This is a genomic window from Pseudoclavibacter helvolus, assembly GCF_014191305.1.
Classification (GTDB): Bacteria; Actinomycetota; Actinomycetes; order Actinomycetales; family Microbacteriaceae; genus Pseudoclavibacter; species Pseudoclavibacter helvolus.
This window is the reverse complement of the sequence record NZ_JACHWJ010000004.1, coordinates 91,987-110,030: the sequence shown is the minus strand read 5'-3', so window position 1 is coordinate 110,030 and position 18,044 is coordinate 91,987. Positions and strand designations below refer to the sequence as shown.

The 18,044-nt window shown below is 64.6% G+C and carries 17 protein-coding genes; 4 read left to right on the top strand and 13 right to left on the bottom strand.

Going from position 1 to position 18,044, the window contains the following annotated elements; genetic code table 11:
• Positions 1–16: 16 nt before the first annotated feature.
• The 7 genes from FHX72_RS12790 to FHX72_RS12760 form a co-directional block, all read right to left on the bottom strand.
• Positions 17–796 (bottom strand): hypothetical protein, encoded by a 780-nt coding sequence (locus FHX72_RS12790; RefSeq protein WP_183625622.1) that lies wholly within the window; start codon positions 794–796, stop codon positions 17–19.
• Positions 797–1,113: 317 nt separating this feature from the next.
• Positions 1,114–2,070, bottom strand: coding sequence for a GDP-mannose 4,6-dehydratase (locus tag FHX72_RS12785; protein ID WP_183625620.1), 957 nt, complete (start codon positions 2,068–2,070; stop codon positions 1,114–1,116).
• Positions 2,071–2,162: 92 nt separating this feature from the next.
• On the bottom strand, positions 2,163–3,146 hold the full coding sequence (locus tag FHX72_RS12780) for a GDP-mannose 4,6-dehydratase (protein WP_183625618.1): 984 nt from the start codon (positions 3,144–3,146) through the stop codon (positions 2,163–2,165).
• Positions 3,147–3,306: 160 nt separating this feature from the next.
• Positions 3,307–4,179 (bottom strand): glycosyltransferase family protein, encoded by an 873-nt coding sequence (locus FHX72_RS12775; protein ID WP_183625616.1) that lies wholly within the window; start codon positions 4,177–4,179, stop codon positions 3,307–3,309.
• A 303-nt stretch (positions 4,180–4,482) separates the two neighbouring features.
• Entirely contained in the window at positions 4,483–5,217 is a 735-nt protein-coding gene (gene lepB / locus FHX72_RS12770) for a signal peptidase I (RefSeq protein ID WP_183625614.1), read from the bottom strand.
• On the bottom strand, positions 5,214–6,362 hold the full coding sequence (locus FHX72_RS12765; RefSeq protein ID WP_183625612.1) for an ATP-binding protein: 1,149 nt from the start codon (positions 6,360–6,362) through the stop codon (positions 5,214–5,216). Before FHX72_RS12765 ends, lepB begins: the two co-directional genes overlap by 4 nt.
• 71 nt (positions 6,363–6,433) lie before the next feature.
• Positions 6,434–7,090 carry a hypothetical protein gene (locus tag FHX72_RS12760; protein WP_183625610.1) on the bottom strand — a complete coding sequence of 219 codons (657 nt, stop codon included), beginning with the start codon at positions 7,088–7,090 and terminating at the stop codon, positions 6,434–6,436.
• Between the two features lie 393 nt (positions 7,091–7,483).
• On the opposite strand from FHX72_RS12760, the gene FHX72_RS12755 reads away from it, so the two are divergent.
• Positions 7,484–8,473 carry a nucleotidyltransferase family protein gene (locus FHX72_RS12755; protein ID WP_183625608.1) on the top strand — a complete coding sequence of 330 codons (990 nt, stop codon included), beginning with the start codon at positions 7,484–7,486 and terminating at the stop codon, positions 8,471–8,473.
• Between the two features lie 27 nt (positions 8,474–8,500).
• Here the strand turns inward: FHX72_RS12755 and FHX72_RS12750 are convergent, their stop codons facing one another.
• Positions 8,501–8,845 (bottom strand): PqqD family protein, encoded by a 345-nt coding sequence (locus FHX72_RS12750; RefSeq protein WP_068492603.1) that lies wholly within the window; start codon positions 8,843–8,845, stop codon positions 8,501–8,503.
• A gap of 109 nt (positions 8,846–8,954) precedes the next feature.
• On the bottom strand, positions 8,955–10,571 hold the full coding sequence (locus tag FHX72_RS12745; protein WP_235812806.1) for a sugar transferase: 1,617 nt from the start codon (positions 10,569–10,571) through the stop codon (positions 8,955–8,957).
• A gap of 315 nt (positions 10,572–10,886) precedes the next feature.
• On the opposite strand from FHX72_RS12745, the gene FHX72_RS12740 reads away from it, so the two are divergent.
• Together FHX72_RS12740 and FHX72_RS19750 are read left to right on the top strand one after the other, a co-directional pair.
• Positions 10,887–11,996, top strand: coding sequence for an LCP family protein (locus tag FHX72_RS12740; protein ID WP_183625606.1), 1,110 nt, complete (start codon positions 10,887–10,889; stop codon positions 11,994–11,996).
• A gap of 288 nt (positions 11,997–12,284) precedes the next feature.
• Positions 12,285–13,205, top strand: a complete 921-nt coding sequence (locus FHX72_RS19750) for a helix-turn-helix domain-containing protein (RefSeq protein WP_183625604.1) — start codon at positions 12,285–12,287, stop codon at positions 13,203–13,205.
• A gap of 138 nt (positions 13,206–13,343) precedes the next feature.
• On the opposite strand, the gene FHX72_RS12730 is transcribed toward FHX72_RS19750, so the two are convergent.
• The 4 genes from FHX72_RS12730 to FHX72_RS12715 form a co-directional block, all read right to left on the bottom strand.
• On the bottom strand, positions 13,344–14,363 hold the full coding sequence (locus FHX72_RS12730) for a hypothetical protein (RefSeq protein WP_183625602.1): 1,020 nt from the start codon (positions 14,361–14,363) through the stop codon (positions 13,344–13,346).
• Positions 14,364–14,591: 228 nt separating this feature from the next.
• On the bottom strand, positions 14,592–15,515 hold the full coding sequence (locus FHX72_RS12725) for a helix-turn-helix domain-containing protein (RefSeq protein WP_183625600.1): 924 nt from the start codon (positions 15,513–15,515) through the stop codon (positions 14,592–14,594).
• A 284-nt stretch (positions 15,516–15,799) separates the two neighbouring features.
• Positions 15,800–16,663: an endo alpha-1,4 polygalactosaminidase gene (locus FHX72_RS12720; protein ID WP_183625598.1), complete on the bottom strand. Its 864-nt coding sequence runs from the start codon at positions 16,661–16,663 to the stop codon at positions 15,800–15,802.
• Positions 16,664–16,713: 50 nt separating this feature from the next.
• Positions 16,714–17,049, bottom strand: coding sequence for a response regulator transcription factor (locus FHX72_RS12715; protein WP_183625596.1), 336 nt, complete (start codon positions 17,047–17,049; stop codon positions 16,714–16,716).
• Between the two features lie 663 nt (positions 17,050–17,712).
• Here FHX72_RS12715 and FHX72_RS12710 point away from each other — a divergent pair.
• Positions 17,713–17,892 carry a hypothetical protein gene (locus FHX72_RS12710; protein ID WP_183625594.1) on the top strand — a complete coding sequence of 60 codons (180 nt, stop codon included), beginning with the start codon at positions 17,713–17,715 and terminating at the stop codon, positions 17,890–17,892.
• The last annotated feature ends 152 nt before the right edge of the window (positions 17,893–18,044 follow it).

Below are 18,044 nucleotides of genomic sequence, written 5' to 3'. Positions count from 1 at the left end.
CACCAGTTCAAGGTCGTTAGGCCAGTAGCATCCGTTCGTTCCGATCGAGAACGGGATAAGCATCGACGGCGGGCTCCTCGAACTCGACGCGTCGGCTGTTCGTCTTCTTGATCCCAGACGTTGGATCGATACCGGCCGAAAGTCGTGGTCGCCACGGAGATCCAGTGCGTTGAAAACTGATGGTGAAGGTGTCGGAGGAAGAGCTGCCACCGCGCACGACCAGAAGATCGTCCGAATGCGCCGACTCGTCCCCGAAGTCGCAAAGATCCGCCTCGCACGCATCCCAGATGGCAAGCGTCGGTTCGGCGACCGACGTGCGAATCGTGTGCTGGTAGATGCGCCCTTCCACCACGACCTCCGACATGTAGAGCGTGTGCGCGGCGGCATTCTCATGCGCAAACGCGTGCGCCCCATTCAACGCCTCGATGCGACAGTCGTGCATGATCATCTCGCGAGCCAGACCAGCGCGCCCGGACCCATGCACGACCCAGGCGTTACCTGAGGTCTTGCGGAACGTGATGCCCACGATCAGGCATGAGATTCCGGCATGCTCGAGGGCACCTACGTCCTCGGTCGGCTCGACGATCGCGTCTCGCCCGGGTGCGATCAGCTCTATCGCGATGTTGGATTTCCAGGCGTAGTCGAACGCGATCCCTTGTCCATAGACGCCTGGAGCCATGACGAGCCTGGCGCGGTGCGTCAGTGGTGTGACTGGCCCCGGCAGCGCGGTGGCTCTGTCAACGGCGCGCTTGAGGACGTCAGAGAAGTTGTCAGAAGGCGTGACGTGCTCGACCACCTCGGTAACCGAGGACGACGCCCAGGCGTCGATCTCGCTGCCCCAGATCGACGCCTGGGGGCTGTTTCTGGAGGGAATCTCGGCAATCCGCCAACGCTCTTTCCGCAGCTTCGCGAGGCGTCGTGCGGCTGCGGGGAGGAGGACCTGCGCGGCCCAGGGTATCGAGAACTTGGTTGGCACGAGCGTCTCTCGGGGTGGGGGACGGTTTGTCGAAAAGTACCATCAGATTCGAGAGCGATCTCCCCCCGATATTGCCCGGAGAATGTGGGGAATTATGTCACCACGAAGATGTTTTCCCTGGTGCGACCTATGCCCAGTCAGATCTCGCGCTGGTCCTGGTCGACCATGGCGGCGACGATGTCGGCGAGGTCCTTTGTTGGTGCCCAGCCCAGCTCGGTGCGGAGTTGGGATGCGTCGCCGCGAGTCTCTGCAGCGTCGACCGGACGGTAGAAGCGCTCATCGATGACGACATACTGTTCCCAGTCCTCGACGCCTGCAGCGGTGAAGGCTGCCGCGACGAAGTCGCGCACGGTGTGCGCGACGCCGGTCGCGACAACGTAGTCGCCCGCCTCGTCCGCGTTCATGACCCGCACCATGGCGTCCACGTAGTCCGGCGCCCATCCCCAGTCGCGTTTCGCGTCGAGGTTCCCGAGGCGAAGCTCTGAATCGAGACCAGCCGCGATGCGAGCAGCACCGTTCGTGATCTTGCGCGTCACGAACGACAACGGGCGACGCGGGGACTCGTGGTTATAGAGGATGACGGATGCGGCGAACTCGCCCTGCGCGCGCGCGAACCCGACCGCGTGCTGCGCGTACGCCTTTGCCGCCCCGTACGGATTCGTCGGCGCGATCGGAGTGAGCTCCGACTGCGGCGCCGGCGCAGAGTCGCCGAAGATCTCGCACGATGACGCCTGCAGAAAACGCGCCTCGTTGCCCGTGCGCGCGCGAACCCGCGAAACTCCTTCGAGGAGGCCAGCGACCGCGACCCCAGACACCAGCCCTGCCAGCGCGGGCTCCTTCCAGGATTGCGCCACCGACGAGAAACCGCCGATGTTGTACAACTGCTGCGGCTCGACCTCGTCCACCACGTCCGGCAACGCCAGCGTGTTCGAGAGGTCGGCGAGATGCGCAGTCACGCGAGGCCGTGCATTCAGGCTCTCCGCTTCCTCGGGGCTGCGCACGACCGCGTGCACCTCGTCGCCCCGCTCCAGTAGCACGTCCAGGAGGTAGGAGCCGTCCTGCCCCGTCGCCCCGGTCAGCATAATCCTCGACATGACTCTTCCCTTCAACGCGCAACCTCACCTGTGCCCAACAGCAGTCGCGAGTGGCGGCCTCATCTGAAGCTCAGCACTCGCGAACGCAAACCTCAGCGGTTCAGCTGAGCCTGCTCCTTGAGGTCGTTCTCGACCATCATCTGCACAAGTCCCTTGAACGACACTGTCGGCGTCCATTCCAGCTTCTCGCGCGCCTTCGACGGGTCACCGATCAGGAGGTCAACCTCGGCCGGGCGCATGAATTCCGGCGCCTGACGCACGTGCTGGCGCCAATCGTCGAGCTCCGCGGCCTGGAACGCCACATCCAGCAGCTCCTCGATGGAATGCGTCTCGCCCGTCGCGACCACGTAGTCGTCAGCCTCGTCCTGCTGCAGCATGCGCCACATCGCGTCGACGTAGTCGCCCGCGAAGCCCCAGTCGCGCTTCGCGTCCAGATTGCCCATCACGATCTCGTCCTGCAGACCCAGCTTGATGCGCGCGACCGCCTGCGTCACCTTGCGCGTCACGAACTCCGGGCCGCGGCGGGGCGACTCGTGGTTGAAGAGGATGCCGCTCGAGGCGTGCATGCCGTACGACTCGCGGTAGTTGATCGTCATGTAGTGGCCGTAGGTCTTGGCGACGCCGTACGGCGAGCGCGGCCACAGCAGGGTTTCTTCGCTCTGCGGAACCTGCTGCACCTTGCCGAACATCTCCGACGAGGAAGCCTGGTAGAAGCGAACCTTGTCCAGGTCCGACCCAGCCCACAGACGCGTGGCCTCCAGAATGTTCAGCACACCCTTGCCCGTCACATCCGTCGTGACCGAGGCGTTCTCCCACGAGTAAGCGACAAAGGAGATCGCGCCGAGGTTGTACACCTCGTCTGGCTGCGACGCGTTGAGCACGCGCGTAAGCGAGGAGGCGTCCGTCAGGTCACCCGTGAGGATCTTCACGTCAGGAACCGTGCGCTGCACAAGCTCCAGCTTCGGGTTGTTCTGCCCACGAATGAGCCCAAACACCTCGTAGCCCTTCCCCAGCAGCAACTCTGCAAGGTAAAGGCCATCCTGGCCGGTAATTCCCGTGATCAGGGCGCGTGGCATCAACAATCTCCGCTTCGTCGTTCTCGAGCCCGAGTGAGAAGCCCGGTGAACACACTAGTAGGAATGGGGATTCCCGTCGCACGATCAGCGGACTCGACGCGTGACCTTTGTGGGCCCAAGACGGAAAGGCACGCGATTATCTGCTTGGTGGAGCAGAAAACTACCGCAGAGCGGCTCGGAGCCGGTGCGCCGCGATGCGAAGCCCGGAGCGACGACCCGACCGCTCGCTGAGCTCCAGGACTGGCCGAAGCAGGTGCTTGGCCCGCGCGGCAAGACGCGCTACTCCCCCGCGCAGACGCACCGTGGCCCGCGATTGAGGGTTCAGGCGTTTGATCGAGTATTTGACGGCAAGTTCGCTCGGCACCAGGGCCTGGTTCGTGTGGAAGCGTTCCGCGAATTGCGCGATCGAGAGCGCCTTGTCCCAGTGCCCGCAGAAGTGGCAAATGAAGGCGTCGTCGAGTGAGTTCTCGTAGTGGTGGGTTCGGGAGTTGAGCTCGCGATGATTGACGATCTTGGTTCGAGGAAGCCAGTCACGGTCGTGGAGCATCCAGATGATGATGTCCTGGTCGCCGCCCGTGAACACCCCGAACTTGTCGTCGTCCCACCAGGCGCGGGCACGTGCGAGGCTCTCGTCGTTCATGTTGCCGAGCATCTCGACGTTCTCGGGGCAGTTCTTCAGGAGCATCACGCCGCTGTTCAACATGGAAAAGAAGCCGTTGGGTTCTTCCGGCCCGCTCGCAACGACAAAGGAGACGCCAGTGGCCTCAGCCCCGTCGATCAGGTCCCTGATGCGGTCTCGGGAGAAGTCAGTGACAAACGTGTCGTCGTCCATCCACACGACCCAGTCGTACCGCTCGATGACACGTTCGATAGCGGCAGTCTTGAAGAAGAAGACGTTCTCGACTGCCTCGGCGACTCCCGCCTCGAAGCGGAAATCGTAACCGAACTCCCGCGCGTAGACGGAGTGATTCACATATGAGTGGAGCGCCACGAAGTCGGCCCCGGAGACGATGCAGATGTCCAGTGTGTTCATAACTGCCCCCCAGCAGTGTGATGACCGACGGATGCTCATCGGGCCGCCGTTCCAGGGCCTCAGCAACGTGTGTTCGCGAAGCCCATCACCCCACCTTAGGGACCGATTCACATGTCCACGCCGCCACGGGCAGAAGTCCCCGGGATCATTCGAGGAAAATGAGCATGTGCCCTAGGAATCACTTTTTGGCGGGTGATCCGGCTGAGCAGACTATCGACCACCTGCTGGTGTTCCGGCTGCGCACCGGTACCGTCCCTCGGCGCCACCCACGCCCTGCGAGTGGGCGCAGTAGAACAAGCGCGCTTACACCCCGCCGAACCTCGGCAGTGGCCACACGATCGAGAAGACTTCACCGACGACGTCGTCGTCGCGCACAGTGCGCAGGCAGGATGCATCCACTCCCCCGCCGCGGCAGGCCGCGAGCGAGTCGGAAGAGTTCGTGCGGTTGTCGCCGAGCACAACGATCTGCCCCTCGGGCACCGTGAACTCGTCGAAGCAGCGAAGCGAAGCCGGCGATGTCGAGCAGTCGAGGGTGCCGGGCACGAACTCGAAGTCGAGATCGACGTAGGCACTCTCGTCGAGCGCAACACCGTCGACGACGATGCCGCCCGTTGCGGGGTCAACCGCCATCGTCTGCCCGCCCGTGGCGATGACGCGCTTCACGAGGATGTGCGAGAAGCCCTGGCCGATGCCAAACACCTCGCCGACCACGCGAGCCGCGAACCGCAACGGGTCGCTCGGCGGCTCCGGAGGCGCCTCGTCCCAGGTATCGGACGCAGCGAAGACGACGATGTCACCCGTCGCCGGTTCGGGGTCGCCGAGGTACGCGAGGCGGTTCACCAGGATTCGGTCGCCGACGGCGAGCGTGTCATCCATCGACGCCGACGGGATCGCGTACACCTTCACAAAGAAGGCCTGCACCAGCGCAAGCACGGCAAACGCGGCGACAAGATGAAAAAGCGGATGCGAGGTAACGCGCCGCAGACGAGAACGCGGGGCCCGCTTCGCCGGCGTGCCCGCGAGCTCTGCGTCGCTCACCGAACCGCCGACGTGCCGACGACAGCAGCCTGAACGCGCTCGACGAGGTTCGCCTCCAGGAGCCCGTCAAGAGCCACCTGCACGAGCCCTCGCGCATCGGCCACTTCGCCGTACTGCTCGATGAGCTCCGTCGTCAGCTGAGTGAGCGTGGTCCACTCACCGAGCAGCTCCCAGAGGCCAGGAGCGATACCGGCCAGCTGGCGCACCATGCGCGACTCGAGCGTGACCACCTCGTTCGCGAACAACAGCCAATGCACGCCCGCTGCACGGCGGTAAGAATCCTCGCCAACCGTCGCCGACGGCGTCGTCGAATCCGGCTCGCTGTGCCCCGAAGTCCACGGCTGTACGTCGCCGTGCGACTTCAGGATCTCCGGGACAAGCGCAACAACCTGCGACGCTTCGGAATACGTGACCCGACGCACTCCGTCGGTCGAATCGATGAGCTCAGCAAGCTGCACGAGCGGGTCAGGAAGCGCCGGAAGATAGCTCAACTCCGGCACCATCCAGCCGATAGCGCTGCCCGTCGCGACAGGAGACAGCTGCGGCCCCCTCTCGAGCTCGTGCTCCTCGACGCGGTGCAGCAGCACGATGGCGGCGATCCGCAAGGGGGCGTCCGGCAACGGCCGTAAGCCGAGCTTGGCGGGCGACAACTGCGCCTTCGGCTCACTCGGGTCGACAACGACCGAGAGCGGCTTGCGGTACGGTAGAACGTTGCCATCGAAGTCGACAGCAAGCGTCTCATCGGTGACGTACCCGTACTCACGCCCGAGCGACCTCGCGAGCGTCGTCTTGCCACGACCCGACGGCCCGACAAAGGCAATGACACGACCGTCATCGAGGGCGATACCCGCCGCGTGGATCATCACGAGCCGGCCCCCGTTGTGCTCGATCGCATCGAGCGTCACGATCGTCGACAGCTGCGAGGCCAGATCAGCAGCCGAACCGCAGACAACATCGCTGACTTCGGGCTCGTCGAGCGGCGCGAGCGAGAGACGATGAGTCTCGTCTGGCTCTGCCTCCCCCGGCGGGCCAGAAACATCCGCCCACGATTCCCGCAGATCTGCCTCGAACTCAGCCGAGATACTCTCCTCAAACCTGAGTTCGACGTCTACGCCAAGGGGATTCAGGCGCAGTGTTCTCGTCATATTGCACACACTACCAAGCACACCAACGCTGCGGCGATGTCCCGGAGCTCGGAACTGCCCCGCGAAACGCATCAGAATGTGCGCGTGAGCTGCCCTACCGCCGGGTCAAAGGAGCCGAGCGGACTGTTCAGCGTCACGGTCACGGAGTACGTGACGGAGCCGCCTGTGGGAAGCGCCGACCCACTGGCGACGGTCACGCCCCAAGTGATCGTCGAGGCGAAGTCGACGTTGCCGTTGATTTGAGCAGCCGTGAGCGTGAACGCGCGCGTCACGTTCGTGGCGAAGATGTCTCCGCCACCGTCATCTTTCACGAAGACAGTCGACTTCGTAATCGCACCCATGGTCGCTCCCTGAATGGCCGTGGGACCGAACCCGCGCAGCGTGACATTTCCACCCAAGGCGCTCAGGTTCGAACTTGACAGGAACGCGACTGTGACCGTCCCCGTCAGGGGTCCGGAAATGACTCCAGGACCATTGATCAGGCGCAACTGTCCAGGTCGATTGAAAGAGATCGGAATCGGGAAGGTGGTGCCGCTCGATTCGAGGTCGTTCGGAAAGCTCCCGTTGTTGGCCTGCTGCTGCAACGCCAGCGACGCGTCATTGATGGATGCGGCCGCGAGCGGTGCCGCGACCGCGATCGTAATCACCGGAGTCGCCCACGCTGCCGCCTTCAGGAGGGTGCGACGAGAGGAAGTCTGGTTGCGCTTCGAAGTTTCGAGCTGCGTCATGGGGGGACCTTTTCGATGTCCCGGCGTCAAGAGCCGGAGTCTGCGGGGGAGCTAGGAACGGCCAGTCACAGACCAACCATTTGTTAAGTACTGCGTTAACAGAACCCAACTTCACGCCTGCAACCAAAGATCTTAAGAAAAACGCGGCAAGTAGCTCGCTAACCAAGACGCCATGGGGAGATTTTCCCTTATTCCCCATGACAAATCGCGGAAGATTCACGCATTTACAGCGCGCATCCGGATACACCCGGGGTACTCACGGGACCCACGAACGTCCGAACGCAACCAGACGCACCGCCCTGACCTGCACCGAGCACGCGCATCCGCTCACAGACCTCGATATGCTCACAGTTGCGAGTTCTCCAGGCTCCCGACGCAGATGTAAGGACCTCAGTGACAGCAGCCGGCGCGTCTCCGGATACCGCGACCATCGCTTTCTCGGTGAGCGACGGAGTTGCGCTGTCGACTGCCCTGGCGCAGCACGTCGCCCGTGAACACGGCATCCGCATGCTCGTCATCAAGGGGCCCATCTCAGCCGAACTGGGACTCCGCACCCGCAGGTACTCGACCGATGTCGACATCGTCGTCGAACCTGCCCGCACAAAAGACCTCATCGAGGCACTCGGCGCCTACGGCTGGACACCCCGCCCCTGGCCCGACTTCCCGAAGCTCCTCGAGCAACACTCGCGCACCCTCATCCACGAGTCGTGGCCCAACGACATCGACGTGCATCACTACTGGCCAGGCTTCCTCGGCAAGCCCCAGGAGGCATTCGACCGCCTGTGGAGGCACCGCATCCAGGTCAGCGTCGCCGGCCACCCCATCGAGACCCCCGACCGTGCAGGAAGCGCACTGGTACTCGCCCTGCACTCGCTCCGCGAGGAAGGCCAGGTCTCGGAGGACTCTCGTCAGATGACCGAGTACGCCGAGCTCGTCGAGGCGCTCAAGAAGATGGAAGGCACAGACGCCGCGTACGTCTCCCCCACCCGCACCTCGCCGTCACTCACCGAGCAGATCCTTCAAGACGCGGTGGGCACCGACTCTACGCAGACGGCGCGACGGCTCCTCGTCGACCTCGGCCACGACGTCCCACTCGTTCCCAACTCCGCCGCGAGCGAACCGCTGCGCCTGTGGCGACTCAACGCGAAAGCCGAACACGCTATGACCGGCTGGATGCTCAAACTCCAGCGGGCACCGCTGCTCAAGAAGCCGGGCATCGCCGTCCGAGCATTCTTCCCCTCACGCGCGGACCTCGAGGCCATCGACCCGGAGCTCCGCAACGGGGCGATCAGCCTCCGCCAGGCGTGGTGGCGACGCGTCAGCCGCGGGATGCACGGGCTCGTGCAGGCGAGGCGCGACCTGCGGGCGTTCGACAAACGCTGAGTCCCCAACGGCGCAGCCACGGAACGCTCAGGTGGTAGTAGCTTCTGAGGCACGCTTCTGCAGCAGCTGAGCATCCAGCAGCTGCGTCACGAAAGCCAGCACCTGCTCGCCGATGACCAGCTCATCGAGCTCATACTCGCGCGCCAGCTCACTCACGACGAGACGCAGGGTGCGCTCGCCGTCAAGCTCATCCCAGATGACAGCCGCCGTACCGCTCAGCACGAGCGGCTTGCAGTCAGTGTCCGTGAGCGAGAGGAGTGTGACGTCGCCGGTCTCCTCATCGCGGACAAGCGCCAGCGATTGCACCGGGAAGACGACGGCGTCGAAGAGCTCTTCGCTTTCACGTCGCTCATCGCGTGTCCCCAGGTCCATCCCGTCAGCCTACTGTTTACGCGGGACGACGGAGGTTCATCACTCACCGAGACAGAAAACGGCGGATGCTCACTGGTGAGCAACCGCCGCTTCACACCGCAAAGTCGGGCTAGTAGGCGCCTTCGCTCGCGACGACGGCGCGGGCCGTGCGGAAGAGGATGACCAAGTCGCCGGCCATCGACCAGTTCTCGACGTAGTAGAGGTCGAGGCGAACCGTCTCCTCCCACGTGAGGTTCGAGCGTCCGCTGACCTGCCAGAGGCCCGTGATGCCAGGCTTCACCATGAAGCGACGGTGCACGTGGTCCTCATACTGCTTGACCTCGCGGTCAAGCGGCGGGCGCGGACCGACCAGCGACATGGAGCCACCGAAGACGTTGAACAACTGCGGGAGCTCGTCGATCGAATAGCGACGGATGAACTTGCCGACCTTCGTGATGCGCGGGTCGTCCTTCATCTTGAAGAGGATGTCGTTGCCGGCATCGCGACGCTCGCTCTGCAGCTTCTTGAGCACCTCTTCAGCGTCGGCGCGCATGCTGCGGAACTTCCACATCGTGAAGCGGCTGCCGCCGTAGCCAACGCGCTCCTGCTTGAAGAACACACCACCAGGCGAGGTCACCGCGACCGCGATGGCGGTTCCGATGAGGATCGGCGAGAGCACCAGGATGAGGAGACCGGAGACGAGAACGTCGAACGCGCGCTTGAGCAGCAGGCCCATGCGCGTGAACTTCGGGGAGTCGACGTGCAGCAGCGGGAGTCCTGCGACAGGGCGGGTGACGATGCGGGGGCCACCCACATCCAGCAGACCAGGCGCGACGATCAGGAAGTGACGGTCGGGGTCGAGGTCCCAGCCCACCTCGCGGAGCCACTGCGTCGATGTGACGTCGTTGCCCGCGATGACCACGGTGTCGGCGCCGATGGCATCAAGCGAACCGGCGAGGTCTTCGGGGTTGCCACCGATCGGCACTTCAGTGCCCGGCAGGAAGTCGGGAGCGTTGAGGTCGAGCTCACCGCTCTTCCCATCGATGAGGCAGGCCCCGACGACGTTGTAGCCGGCGGCGTCGCGACGCGAGAGGTCGCGGTTGAGGTCGAGGACCGAGTAGCGCGAACCCACGAGCAGCACTCGAGCCTGCAGGTTGCCGCCCTTGCGCTGGCGGACCAGCCACTGGCGTCCGATCCAACGCGACAGGATGAGCGCAAGCGTGCCGACAGGGAAGGCGATCAGGACGTAACCACGAGCCAGTTCGAACGCGGAAAGGTACGCGAAGATCGACACGATTCCCGCGAGCATGAGCGACGCGTTGAAGACACCGCGGTACTCCTCGAAGCCAGAGCCGAGGATGCGGTAGTCACGAGTGTCGAAGAGGGAGAGCATCCACGCCCAGCCGGCGACGATCACGGCGGAGACGAGCCAGTAGGAGACGTCGCTGCTGATGACCGCGTTGCCACCGGCAGGAACAGCCGCGTTGCCGCCGCCCAGCCAGATGAGCTGCGCGCCGAGCATGACCACTGCAAGGACGGCGAGGTCGGTAAGCACAAGAAGTCGTGCGTAGCCCTGGCGCCAGTTCGCGCGACGCTTGATGCTGCGCTGAACGCGAGCCGTCGGTTCAGCCGAGGTCTGCGCGAAGTGCGGCTCGACCGAGGGCACTGACTTGCTGTCGCGATCGCTGTCCGTCGTGATTACGACGGGGATCTGCGCAGTAGCTGGCCCTGAGGTGGGAGGCGTCACGTGTGCTCCAATAAGAGATGAGTACTTCTTGGCGCGCACACCGCGTCGGTAACCAGGCATGCGCTTCGGGTCTCCGAGGCCACTGGCCGCGCTCTGTCCGGGCCTGTGGGCTCGTCATAGAGATCCTGGGTGCCTCCTGAGAGTATCCCAACGTTCACGCATAACGAAAGGGTTACCCCGGTCTTTTTTGCGCATCGCTGGCGTGTTTTCCCGCCCGAAACATATTCGGTGTGCATTCGCGTGCGTACGCATGCAGAAAGACCGCCCAGGCGCCCGAATCGTGCCAGAAACCAGCCCCGTGACATACTCGCCTGCATGGAGCAGACCCCAGGCCAGGCTTCGTCGCGCCCCCAAAACAACGACGACGCCCTCTCAGATCTCTTCGAGCACGACGCAACCGGCGGCTCGGACGGCACCCGCCGAGGAGCCCGCAACGAAGGCAAGAAGAAGCGTCGCGGCCCGAAGATCCTTCTGTGGACGCTCGTCGGAATCCTCGTCGCGGCAGTTGCCGGCGCCGGGATCATCTGGTGGAACGTGCAGAGCAAGCTCGACTCCATCGAGACGTTCGAGGGAGACCCGGGCGAGTACGAGGGACGTCCTGCGCAGATCGAAACCGATGCGGGCTCCCCGATCAACATCCTCCTGCTGGGTAGCGACTCCCGAGCACCGGGCAGCCCCTCGATCATGACGGACCTGGGAAGCCGCAGCGACACGATGATGCTTGTGCACATCCCCGCCGACCGCAGCGACGTGCAGGTCATGTCGATCATGCGCGACAGCTGGCTCGCGATTCCGGGCCACGGGGAAGCAAAGATCAACGCGGCTCTCTCCTACGGCGGCGTGCCCCTCGTGGTCCAGACCGTGGAAGGTCTGCTTGGTCAACGCATCAACCATGTTGCCGTGGTCGACTTCGACGGCTTCGCTGGCATCACAGACGCACTCGGCGGCGTGACGATCAACAACGACGTCGCCTTTACCTCCTCGCACAAGGCAGGCCACCAGTTCGCCGCCGGCCCCATCACTCTGAACGGCGAAGAGGCGCTCGCATTCGTTCGCGAACGTTACGCCTTCACGGACGGCGACTACCAGCGCGTCCGCAATCAGCAGGCGTGGGTGAAGGCCGTGCTCGACAAGATGCTGACGGCAGAGACCCTCACGAACCCAGCGAAGCTCAATGACATCGTCACGCAGTTCATCCCCTATGTGGGTGTTGACGACACACTCACGCCCACGAAGATGATCGAGATCGTCTCCTCGATGACCAACGTTCGCGGCAGCGACATCCGCAGCTTCACGCTCCCCACGAACGGCACCGGCATGGTCGGTGATCAGTCGGTGGTCTTCCTCGATACGGTCAGCATCGCCGAGCTCAAGAAGCACCTCGCCGCCGACACGGTGAGCGAGTACCAGCCGACGGGTCGCTAGCCGCTCGTCCGCTTCTCATCGCCCCGCGCATCCACTCAGATGCGCGGGGCGATCTGCGTTCGGGGATACCTGCGAACGCGGACATCTTCGGGGCGCACAGTCGAGTTGAAGCACGTCTCCGTCGCCGCAGTTCGTTCACGTCGACAACCGCCAGAAGATGGCATTTTCCGCCGAAAAGTGCGACGCATTTTTACGCGACGCGGCGACCAGTGAGACTCGACACGGCTTCATGTACACCCGGTAGGTCCGCGGTCAGCGCACAGGGATTCCGTTACATAGAAGCCCATCGTGACGAGACCTGGAGGGAATGCGCTGGTGAACTCCGAGCTTGATATTGCCCTGCGTGGCGAGCGCACCATCGAGTGGCTCGTCAGCCGCGGCGCGACCCTCATCTCGGCCGACGGCGAAGTCAAGATCTTCGCCGACCTCGCCACGAGCGCGACAGTCGTCATCGGCCGGGTCTGGTTCTCGCCGATGTCAGTCGAGGTGCCAGCTGCGTCGAGCGAGAAGAGCGACCTGGTCTTCATCAGCCTGGCGATGCAGGGCACCTCGCGTCTCCTCCGACAAAACGAAACAGAAGCCGCTACTCCCCCGCCGTTCTTCGTGCACAACACGACTGAACCGATACTCATCGAAACGACCGAGCCTTCCACCCGCCTGATCTTCGGCATCCGCCGATGGAAAATTGAGGCTGTGCTTGGCCCGAACTATAGATATACGGGCCCGCGCATCCCGAACGCTCACCTCCGCAAGGTGCTCACGAGTGCGGCCATGGCATCGCTCGATGGCCCTATCGATGGCGACAGCCCCACCTTTCCCGCCTGGCGCACAGCTATCGAGAGCCTCGTGATCGCCGTGGTCCGTTCGTCGATGCGCAAGACGACGGCTCAAGGCGCCACCGCGAGCCTCCTCGCACGCGCACAGAGCATCATCACCCAACAAGCGCACAACCCCGAGTTCTCCGTCGTCGAACTGGGACACCAGCTCGGCATCTCCCAGTCGCACCTGCACCGCGTCTTCAGGGAGACGGGCACAACCCCGGCGAGGCTGCTGCGGGAGACGCGCATCGCGCTCGCCGAGGATTTCCTCGGATCTGGCACCCCGACGATCCAGGAGCTCAAGGAAGCGGCTGCATCGAGTGGCTTCAGGAACATGCGGATGTTCCGGCGGGCCACGGCAGAAGAGACCGGCCGAGTCAGCGCTGAGTGAGCCTGGCTTGCTCGCGGCGCAGAGAACTTCCGGATTCGGAGGCGGCGCGGTTATCGCGATGAGACGCGATATGACGATGGGGCACCCGCCTCAGCGGATGCCCCATCGTGCGAAGCGAGATACTCCTCGCTCGAAGGTTTAGGTAGTCCAGGTCACGACAACGCTGCCGTTGTGGCCACCAGGCCCGACGGGCAACAGGTTGCTCGTGCCGGTGGTGGTCACGAGAACCCCGGTAGCTGCGACGAAGTTCGAGCCGCCGCCGCCACCGCCAGTGGCGTCGAGAGCAAGGTTCGTGGCCGCCTTCTGGATGGCACCTCCGGAACCGCCACCCGCGTAACCGCCACCGCCGGCACCAGTGCTTCCGCCACCGTGCGTCGTTCCAGCCGCACCGTTTCCGCCACCGTTTGCGCCAGTTCCATGATTGCCACCTGCAGCACCGGCCGACCGCGTGATCGTTCCTGAGGCGTTTGTCGACTGGAAGTTCGCTGCAGCTGTTCCGCCCGCGCCGCCGGTCGCTCCGGACGCCCCGGCGCCGGGGGCTCCGACGAACACCTGGGTGGTAGACGTCTGCGTGGCCTGGCGGGTCATCCCGTTGACCGTGCCGGCGCCCGACCCAGTGGAGGGAACCTGAGTGTTGGTCGCGTAGCGGTCGATGACCGTGTACGTGTTCTGTGTTCCGCTGACGACAGATCGCCCGCCGCCACCGCCTGCGACGACGACGACGGTGCTGTCGATGGCGATCGACGACCCACCGCCACCGCCATACAGCGGCGCGGTTCCACCGGTTCCGTAACCCGTTCCACCCACACCGGTGGCTCCGGCACCGCCGCCAACGATGATGTTGATGTTACGGCTCGTAGTCGAGGCGGGCAGCGTGATCGTTCCGACGAGTCGCGAGCCTTGGTGAGAAGGTGCCGGAGAGGTCGCCGTTCCACCTCCACCACCGCCGATGACAGTGAAGTCGATGGTGCGCACCTGGCCCGTGACGCGGATGGTCGTGTTCCCCGGCGTGGTGATCGTGCGCGTTCCGCCGGAGCTCGATGCGACCGCCATGGGGGTCGCGGCCGCGACCGCGATGACCGGTGTCGACCATGCGGCCACGGCCAGAAGGTTGCGTCGGTTGAGTTCGGGTCGGTTGGAATCGAAGTTCTTCGTCAAGATGACCTTTCTGACGCGCGGCGAGGCGGCGCGGATCGTCGCGCCGGATAGCGCGACCAGAGGGGACTAAGTATCGAGTTCAAGTAGGGGGATCGCCCGTCTCGCTCGGGCACAACAGCACCGTATGGGGAGATTGTGAACTCGGGAGAGCGGTGCGGAAATAGTGCGAGAAATGCGCAGACCGGATGGTCGCTCGGCACAATCTGCTCGGTTTGAGCAAGTCGAGCGCTAATCGCGAGCTCGAGGACGAGGCGGGCGCTCTTCACCGTCAAGCTCACCGAGAGCTGCCCGCAAGAACTTGGCGGAGGTGAAGCCGGAGCGGGTAGCTGCGACCGCAGGCTCGCAGTCCGGATCCTCTTCGAGCAAAATGCTGGCGAGTTCAGCTCGACTGCGCCTGATGACTCGAACTACCGTTTCATCGGCCTGCTGGAAAACGGCTTGCAACTTGCGCTCGGAGACTCCGAACTCAGTCGCGACCTTTCCAGGTGTCAGCGCCTGATCTACGGCGTGAACACGAATGAATCGCAGCGCCTCTTCCCGAAGATCCGCGTGATCGTCCCGCGGCATGACCCACTGTTTGAGGAGGGAACGAGCGACCGCATCTGCGGCATCCTGGAGCTCCCGTCCCACCCGGGGCGAATTCGGCGGGAGCGCTTGGGCCAGCCCGAAGCACGCACCGAACGCGAAAGCGTTGAGAGAGGGCTCTGGCAGCATCTGAATCGCAGGCTCGTCCGGACGGCGCATCGTCAAGCCAAGCACGCTCTTGATACTGAACACCAGCACATCACTCTGTTCGCCGAACGCCTGGAAGCGGATCGTTTCGGCCCCCGGCCTCAGGGCCACCACTGCGCCTCTATCCAGAGTCTCGCTCATACGACCGACGCTCAGCCGCACCTGTCCACTGTTCACGAAAACGAAAACGCTGCGCGCTCGTCGCTCAGGCCGATCGCGAAGAAAAGTCGCTTCTACCGGTGAGCACTCGAGCCAGGTCGAGATGAAGTCGGGGCCACGAAGCGCACTGATACTGATCCGGGTCGGAACCGCGGCCTGCGAAAAGCGCACGCCGGCGTGAGCTGCGGCGCGAACGAAGGGAGGCGGCTGGTCCGTATTGAGCCAGTTGCCCCGTATGCGTTCGAACTCCTGTTGCGTCATGAATTCGAGTCGTTTTCCTCACTTGTCCAGCGATGCCGCACCTGCCGAGCAGGCGCGGAGCGTAGGCGTCTCGTTGCCACATGGACGCGAGTACTTCATCCGGTACCCCATCCATTCGCCTCGCGCCTCTCGCCTCCATTCTTCCCTACGGTCTTAGGACGCCTGTCAGAGGCAGACGGTAGACGCGCGGTCGACGCGCATCTGCGAGATGAAGATCGTCTGGTTGTTGTCGGTTGTCGGAGCGAGACTCGTCCTGCTCGCCTGACGTAACGCACATACACGGCTCAGCACTGCTGTCGGTAGTAGAGCTCACTACCGGGCGCAGTGAGCTCTCGGTCGCGGATGATCGTGAGCGGAGCCCGATCCGGGTCACCGCACACCGCATCCGTCGAAACCACAGCCGCCGCCCCGGCCGCCGGCAGGTTATCGATGTACTCGATCTGCAGGACGTGCTCACCATAAGCCTGCGAGTAGCTCGCGCACTCGCCGTACGCACTGCATTCTTCGGTGACCGCGAAGTCGAACCCGAGCTCCTCGCGGCCCAGGTCGGCGAGTTCTGCGGCGTTCTTCTGCCCGATGGCAAGACCGGATGCGTGCGCCGCGTCGACGTAGGCGCGGGCGAGTTCCAGCGCGCCGGCCTCGTCGATGCCGTCGAAGCGCGTGAAGGTGTCGAGGTTGTCGATCTCGACGGCTTCGAAACCTGACGCCGCGCATCCCGCGATGATCGGCGACATCACGTCGAGGATGCCGTCGCGTTGCTCGCCGGTCGACGGGTCGAGGACGTACTCGTCCGGCCAGTCGGGGTCGATGACGGGCTTTCCGGAGGAGTCCCGCAGCAGCAGGTCCGCTCGTTCGGCGAGCCAGTCGCCTGACTCGCCCGGCTGCGTCTGGAATCCATTGACGTAGCAGATGTTGTAGGCGTCGGGTTCGGGGGCTGCACTCGAATCGCGGGCTACGACGTCGATGCCGCCCTCGATCTCGTAGGGCTCGCCCAGTTGGTAGTCGAAGACTCCAGACGTCGGAGGGAGCTCAATCGCGACCGGCGCATCCACATCAGTTTCCGCACCCCCACCCGCACCGCTCTCTGCGCAGGCGCTCAGCGCGAGCGCGACAAGGAGCAGGGCGGGGACAGCGCGGAGGGATCGCATGCAAACATCATGCGGCACCACCAGACGAACTCGCGCCAGCCCAGCCGCTCCTACAGCCCCACGTCGGACCAAAGCCCCGGGTTGCCTCGCCCCACCTTGATGGCGTCGTCGCGCGACGAGACGCCGAGCTTCTTGAAGAGGCTCCGCAGCTGCGACTTGATCGTGTTGGGCGATACGTGTTCGGCGGCGGCGATGTCGTTGAGCTTTCGGGACTGCAGCAGGTGGCGCAGGACGACGCGTTCGCGCTCGGTGAGCCGGATCTCCGGAGCCGCGGTGGGCACGTTGGCGTCGGGAGCACTCGCGAGCGCCCGTCGCAACTGACGAACGGGGAGCCGAACGCCGCTGCTCGCGCACAGCGCCTCGTAGTCCTCGTCTCCGAAGCGCATGAGCACACCGTTGACCCCTGTTCGGAGACCATTGTTGTCAGGGTTCGGAACAGCTCCGCGGCCCGCGCCTTCGCTCCAGCTCTGAGGTGGATGATCGTGGCGGCGGCCAGCAGCTCCATGCCGACCCGCAGACTGCGCTGCTCGGTCGGAACGGATTCCATCACGGCAACCGCTTGCACGTGCTCGCCCGCTCTGACCAGCTTCCAGACTCGAGCGATCAGCGCCGCTTGACGATGGAACTCACCGTCGCCAGCCTCCAGCACCGCGAGGGCCTCGGTGGCGCCACGCACGTCGTTCAGTGCGATACGGATGCCGACGTCCGAAAATCGAAGCGCCCACGCATTCAGGCCGTGTTCGACGAGACGGGCTGGGCGGGCAAGGACGGCGGCGCGATTCCGCAGCGATTGCGCGAGCGGATCTCCGCTCAGGACCTCCAGCCGGGGCGCCACCCCGAGCCGGAGGGCCCACTGCTCAGGCGCGACCTCGTCACCGGGATCCCGCGCCAGCCACGCGCGCGCCTCGTCGACCTTGAGTTCGTCGATCGCGAGGTTCGCAGCCGCGAGCACCCCCATCACCGTCGCCGCGTCAGCCGAGCCACCCTCGAAGCCGGGCGCGCCGATGCCCGCGCGGTCGGGGCCTCCACTCAGTGCGGTGGGTTGGCGCTTGAGCCAGGAACGCGCGGACACGAGGTCGCCCGTGACGCTGTGGATGAGGGCGATCGACCCCGCGGCAGCGGTCGCCATGCGATCGCTGTCGAACTCGACGGCGTCGCCGTACGCGGATTCGAACTCCGCGAGCGCCTCCCGGACATCGCCTGCGAAGAGCAGGCTCGTCGCCCACTGAATGCGCAACCCTGGGAGGAGGGGACGCAGAGTCTTCAGCTCAGCGGACGCAGCCTGCTTGATCGCCTCGATCGCGGTCGCGGCGATCGTGGCCGCCGCCCGGAAGCGTCCGTGGCTTCGCTCGTGCGCGGTCCGCCCCCTCAACTCGGCGAG

What these genes read in the sequence shown, in the direction of transcription:
- FHX72_RS12785 (WP_183625620.1), bottom strand. Translation starts at nt 2,070, where the DNA reads ATGTCGAGGATTATGCTGACCGGGGCGACGGGGCAGGACGGCTCCTAC.
- FHX72_RS12780 (WP_183625618.1), bottom strand. Translation starts at nt 3,146, where the DNA reads ATGCCACGCGCCCTGATCACGGGAATTACCGGCCAGGATGGCCTTTAC.
- FHX72_RS12775 (WP_183625616.1), bottom strand. Translation starts at nt 4,179, where the DNA reads ATGAACACACTGGACATCTGCATCGTCTCCGGGGCCGACTTCGTGGCG.
- FHX72_RS12765 (WP_183625612.1), bottom strand. Translation starts at nt 6,362, where the DNA reads ATGACGAGAACACTGCGCCTGAATCCCCTTGGCGTAGACGTCGAACTC.
- FHX72_RS12760 (WP_183625610.1), bottom strand. Translation starts at nt 7,090, where the DNA reads ATGACGCAGCTCGAAACTTCGAAGCGCAACCAGACTTCCTCTCGTCGC.
- FHX72_RS12750 (WP_068492603.1), bottom strand. Translation starts at nt 8,845, where the DNA reads ATGGACCTGGGGACACGCGATGAGCGACGTGAAAGCGAAGAGCTCTTC.
- FHX72_RS12740 (WP_183625606.1), top strand. Translation starts at nt 10,887, where the DNA reads ATGGAGCAGACCCCAGGCCAGGCTTCGTCGCGCCCCCAAAACAACGAC.
- FHX72_RS12725 (WP_183625600.1), bottom strand. Translation starts at nt 15,515, where the DNA reads ATGACGCAACAGGAGTTCGAACGCATACGGGGCAACTGGCTCAATACG.
- FHX72_RS12720 (WP_183625598.1), bottom strand. Translation starts at nt 16,663, where the DNA reads ATGCGATCCCTCCGCGCTGTCCCCGCCCTGCTCCTTGTCGCGCTCGCG.
- FHX72_RS12715 (WP_183625596.1), bottom strand. Translation starts at nt 17,049, where the DNA reads ATGCGCTTCGGAGACGAGGACTACGAGGCGCTGTGCGCGAGCAGCGGC.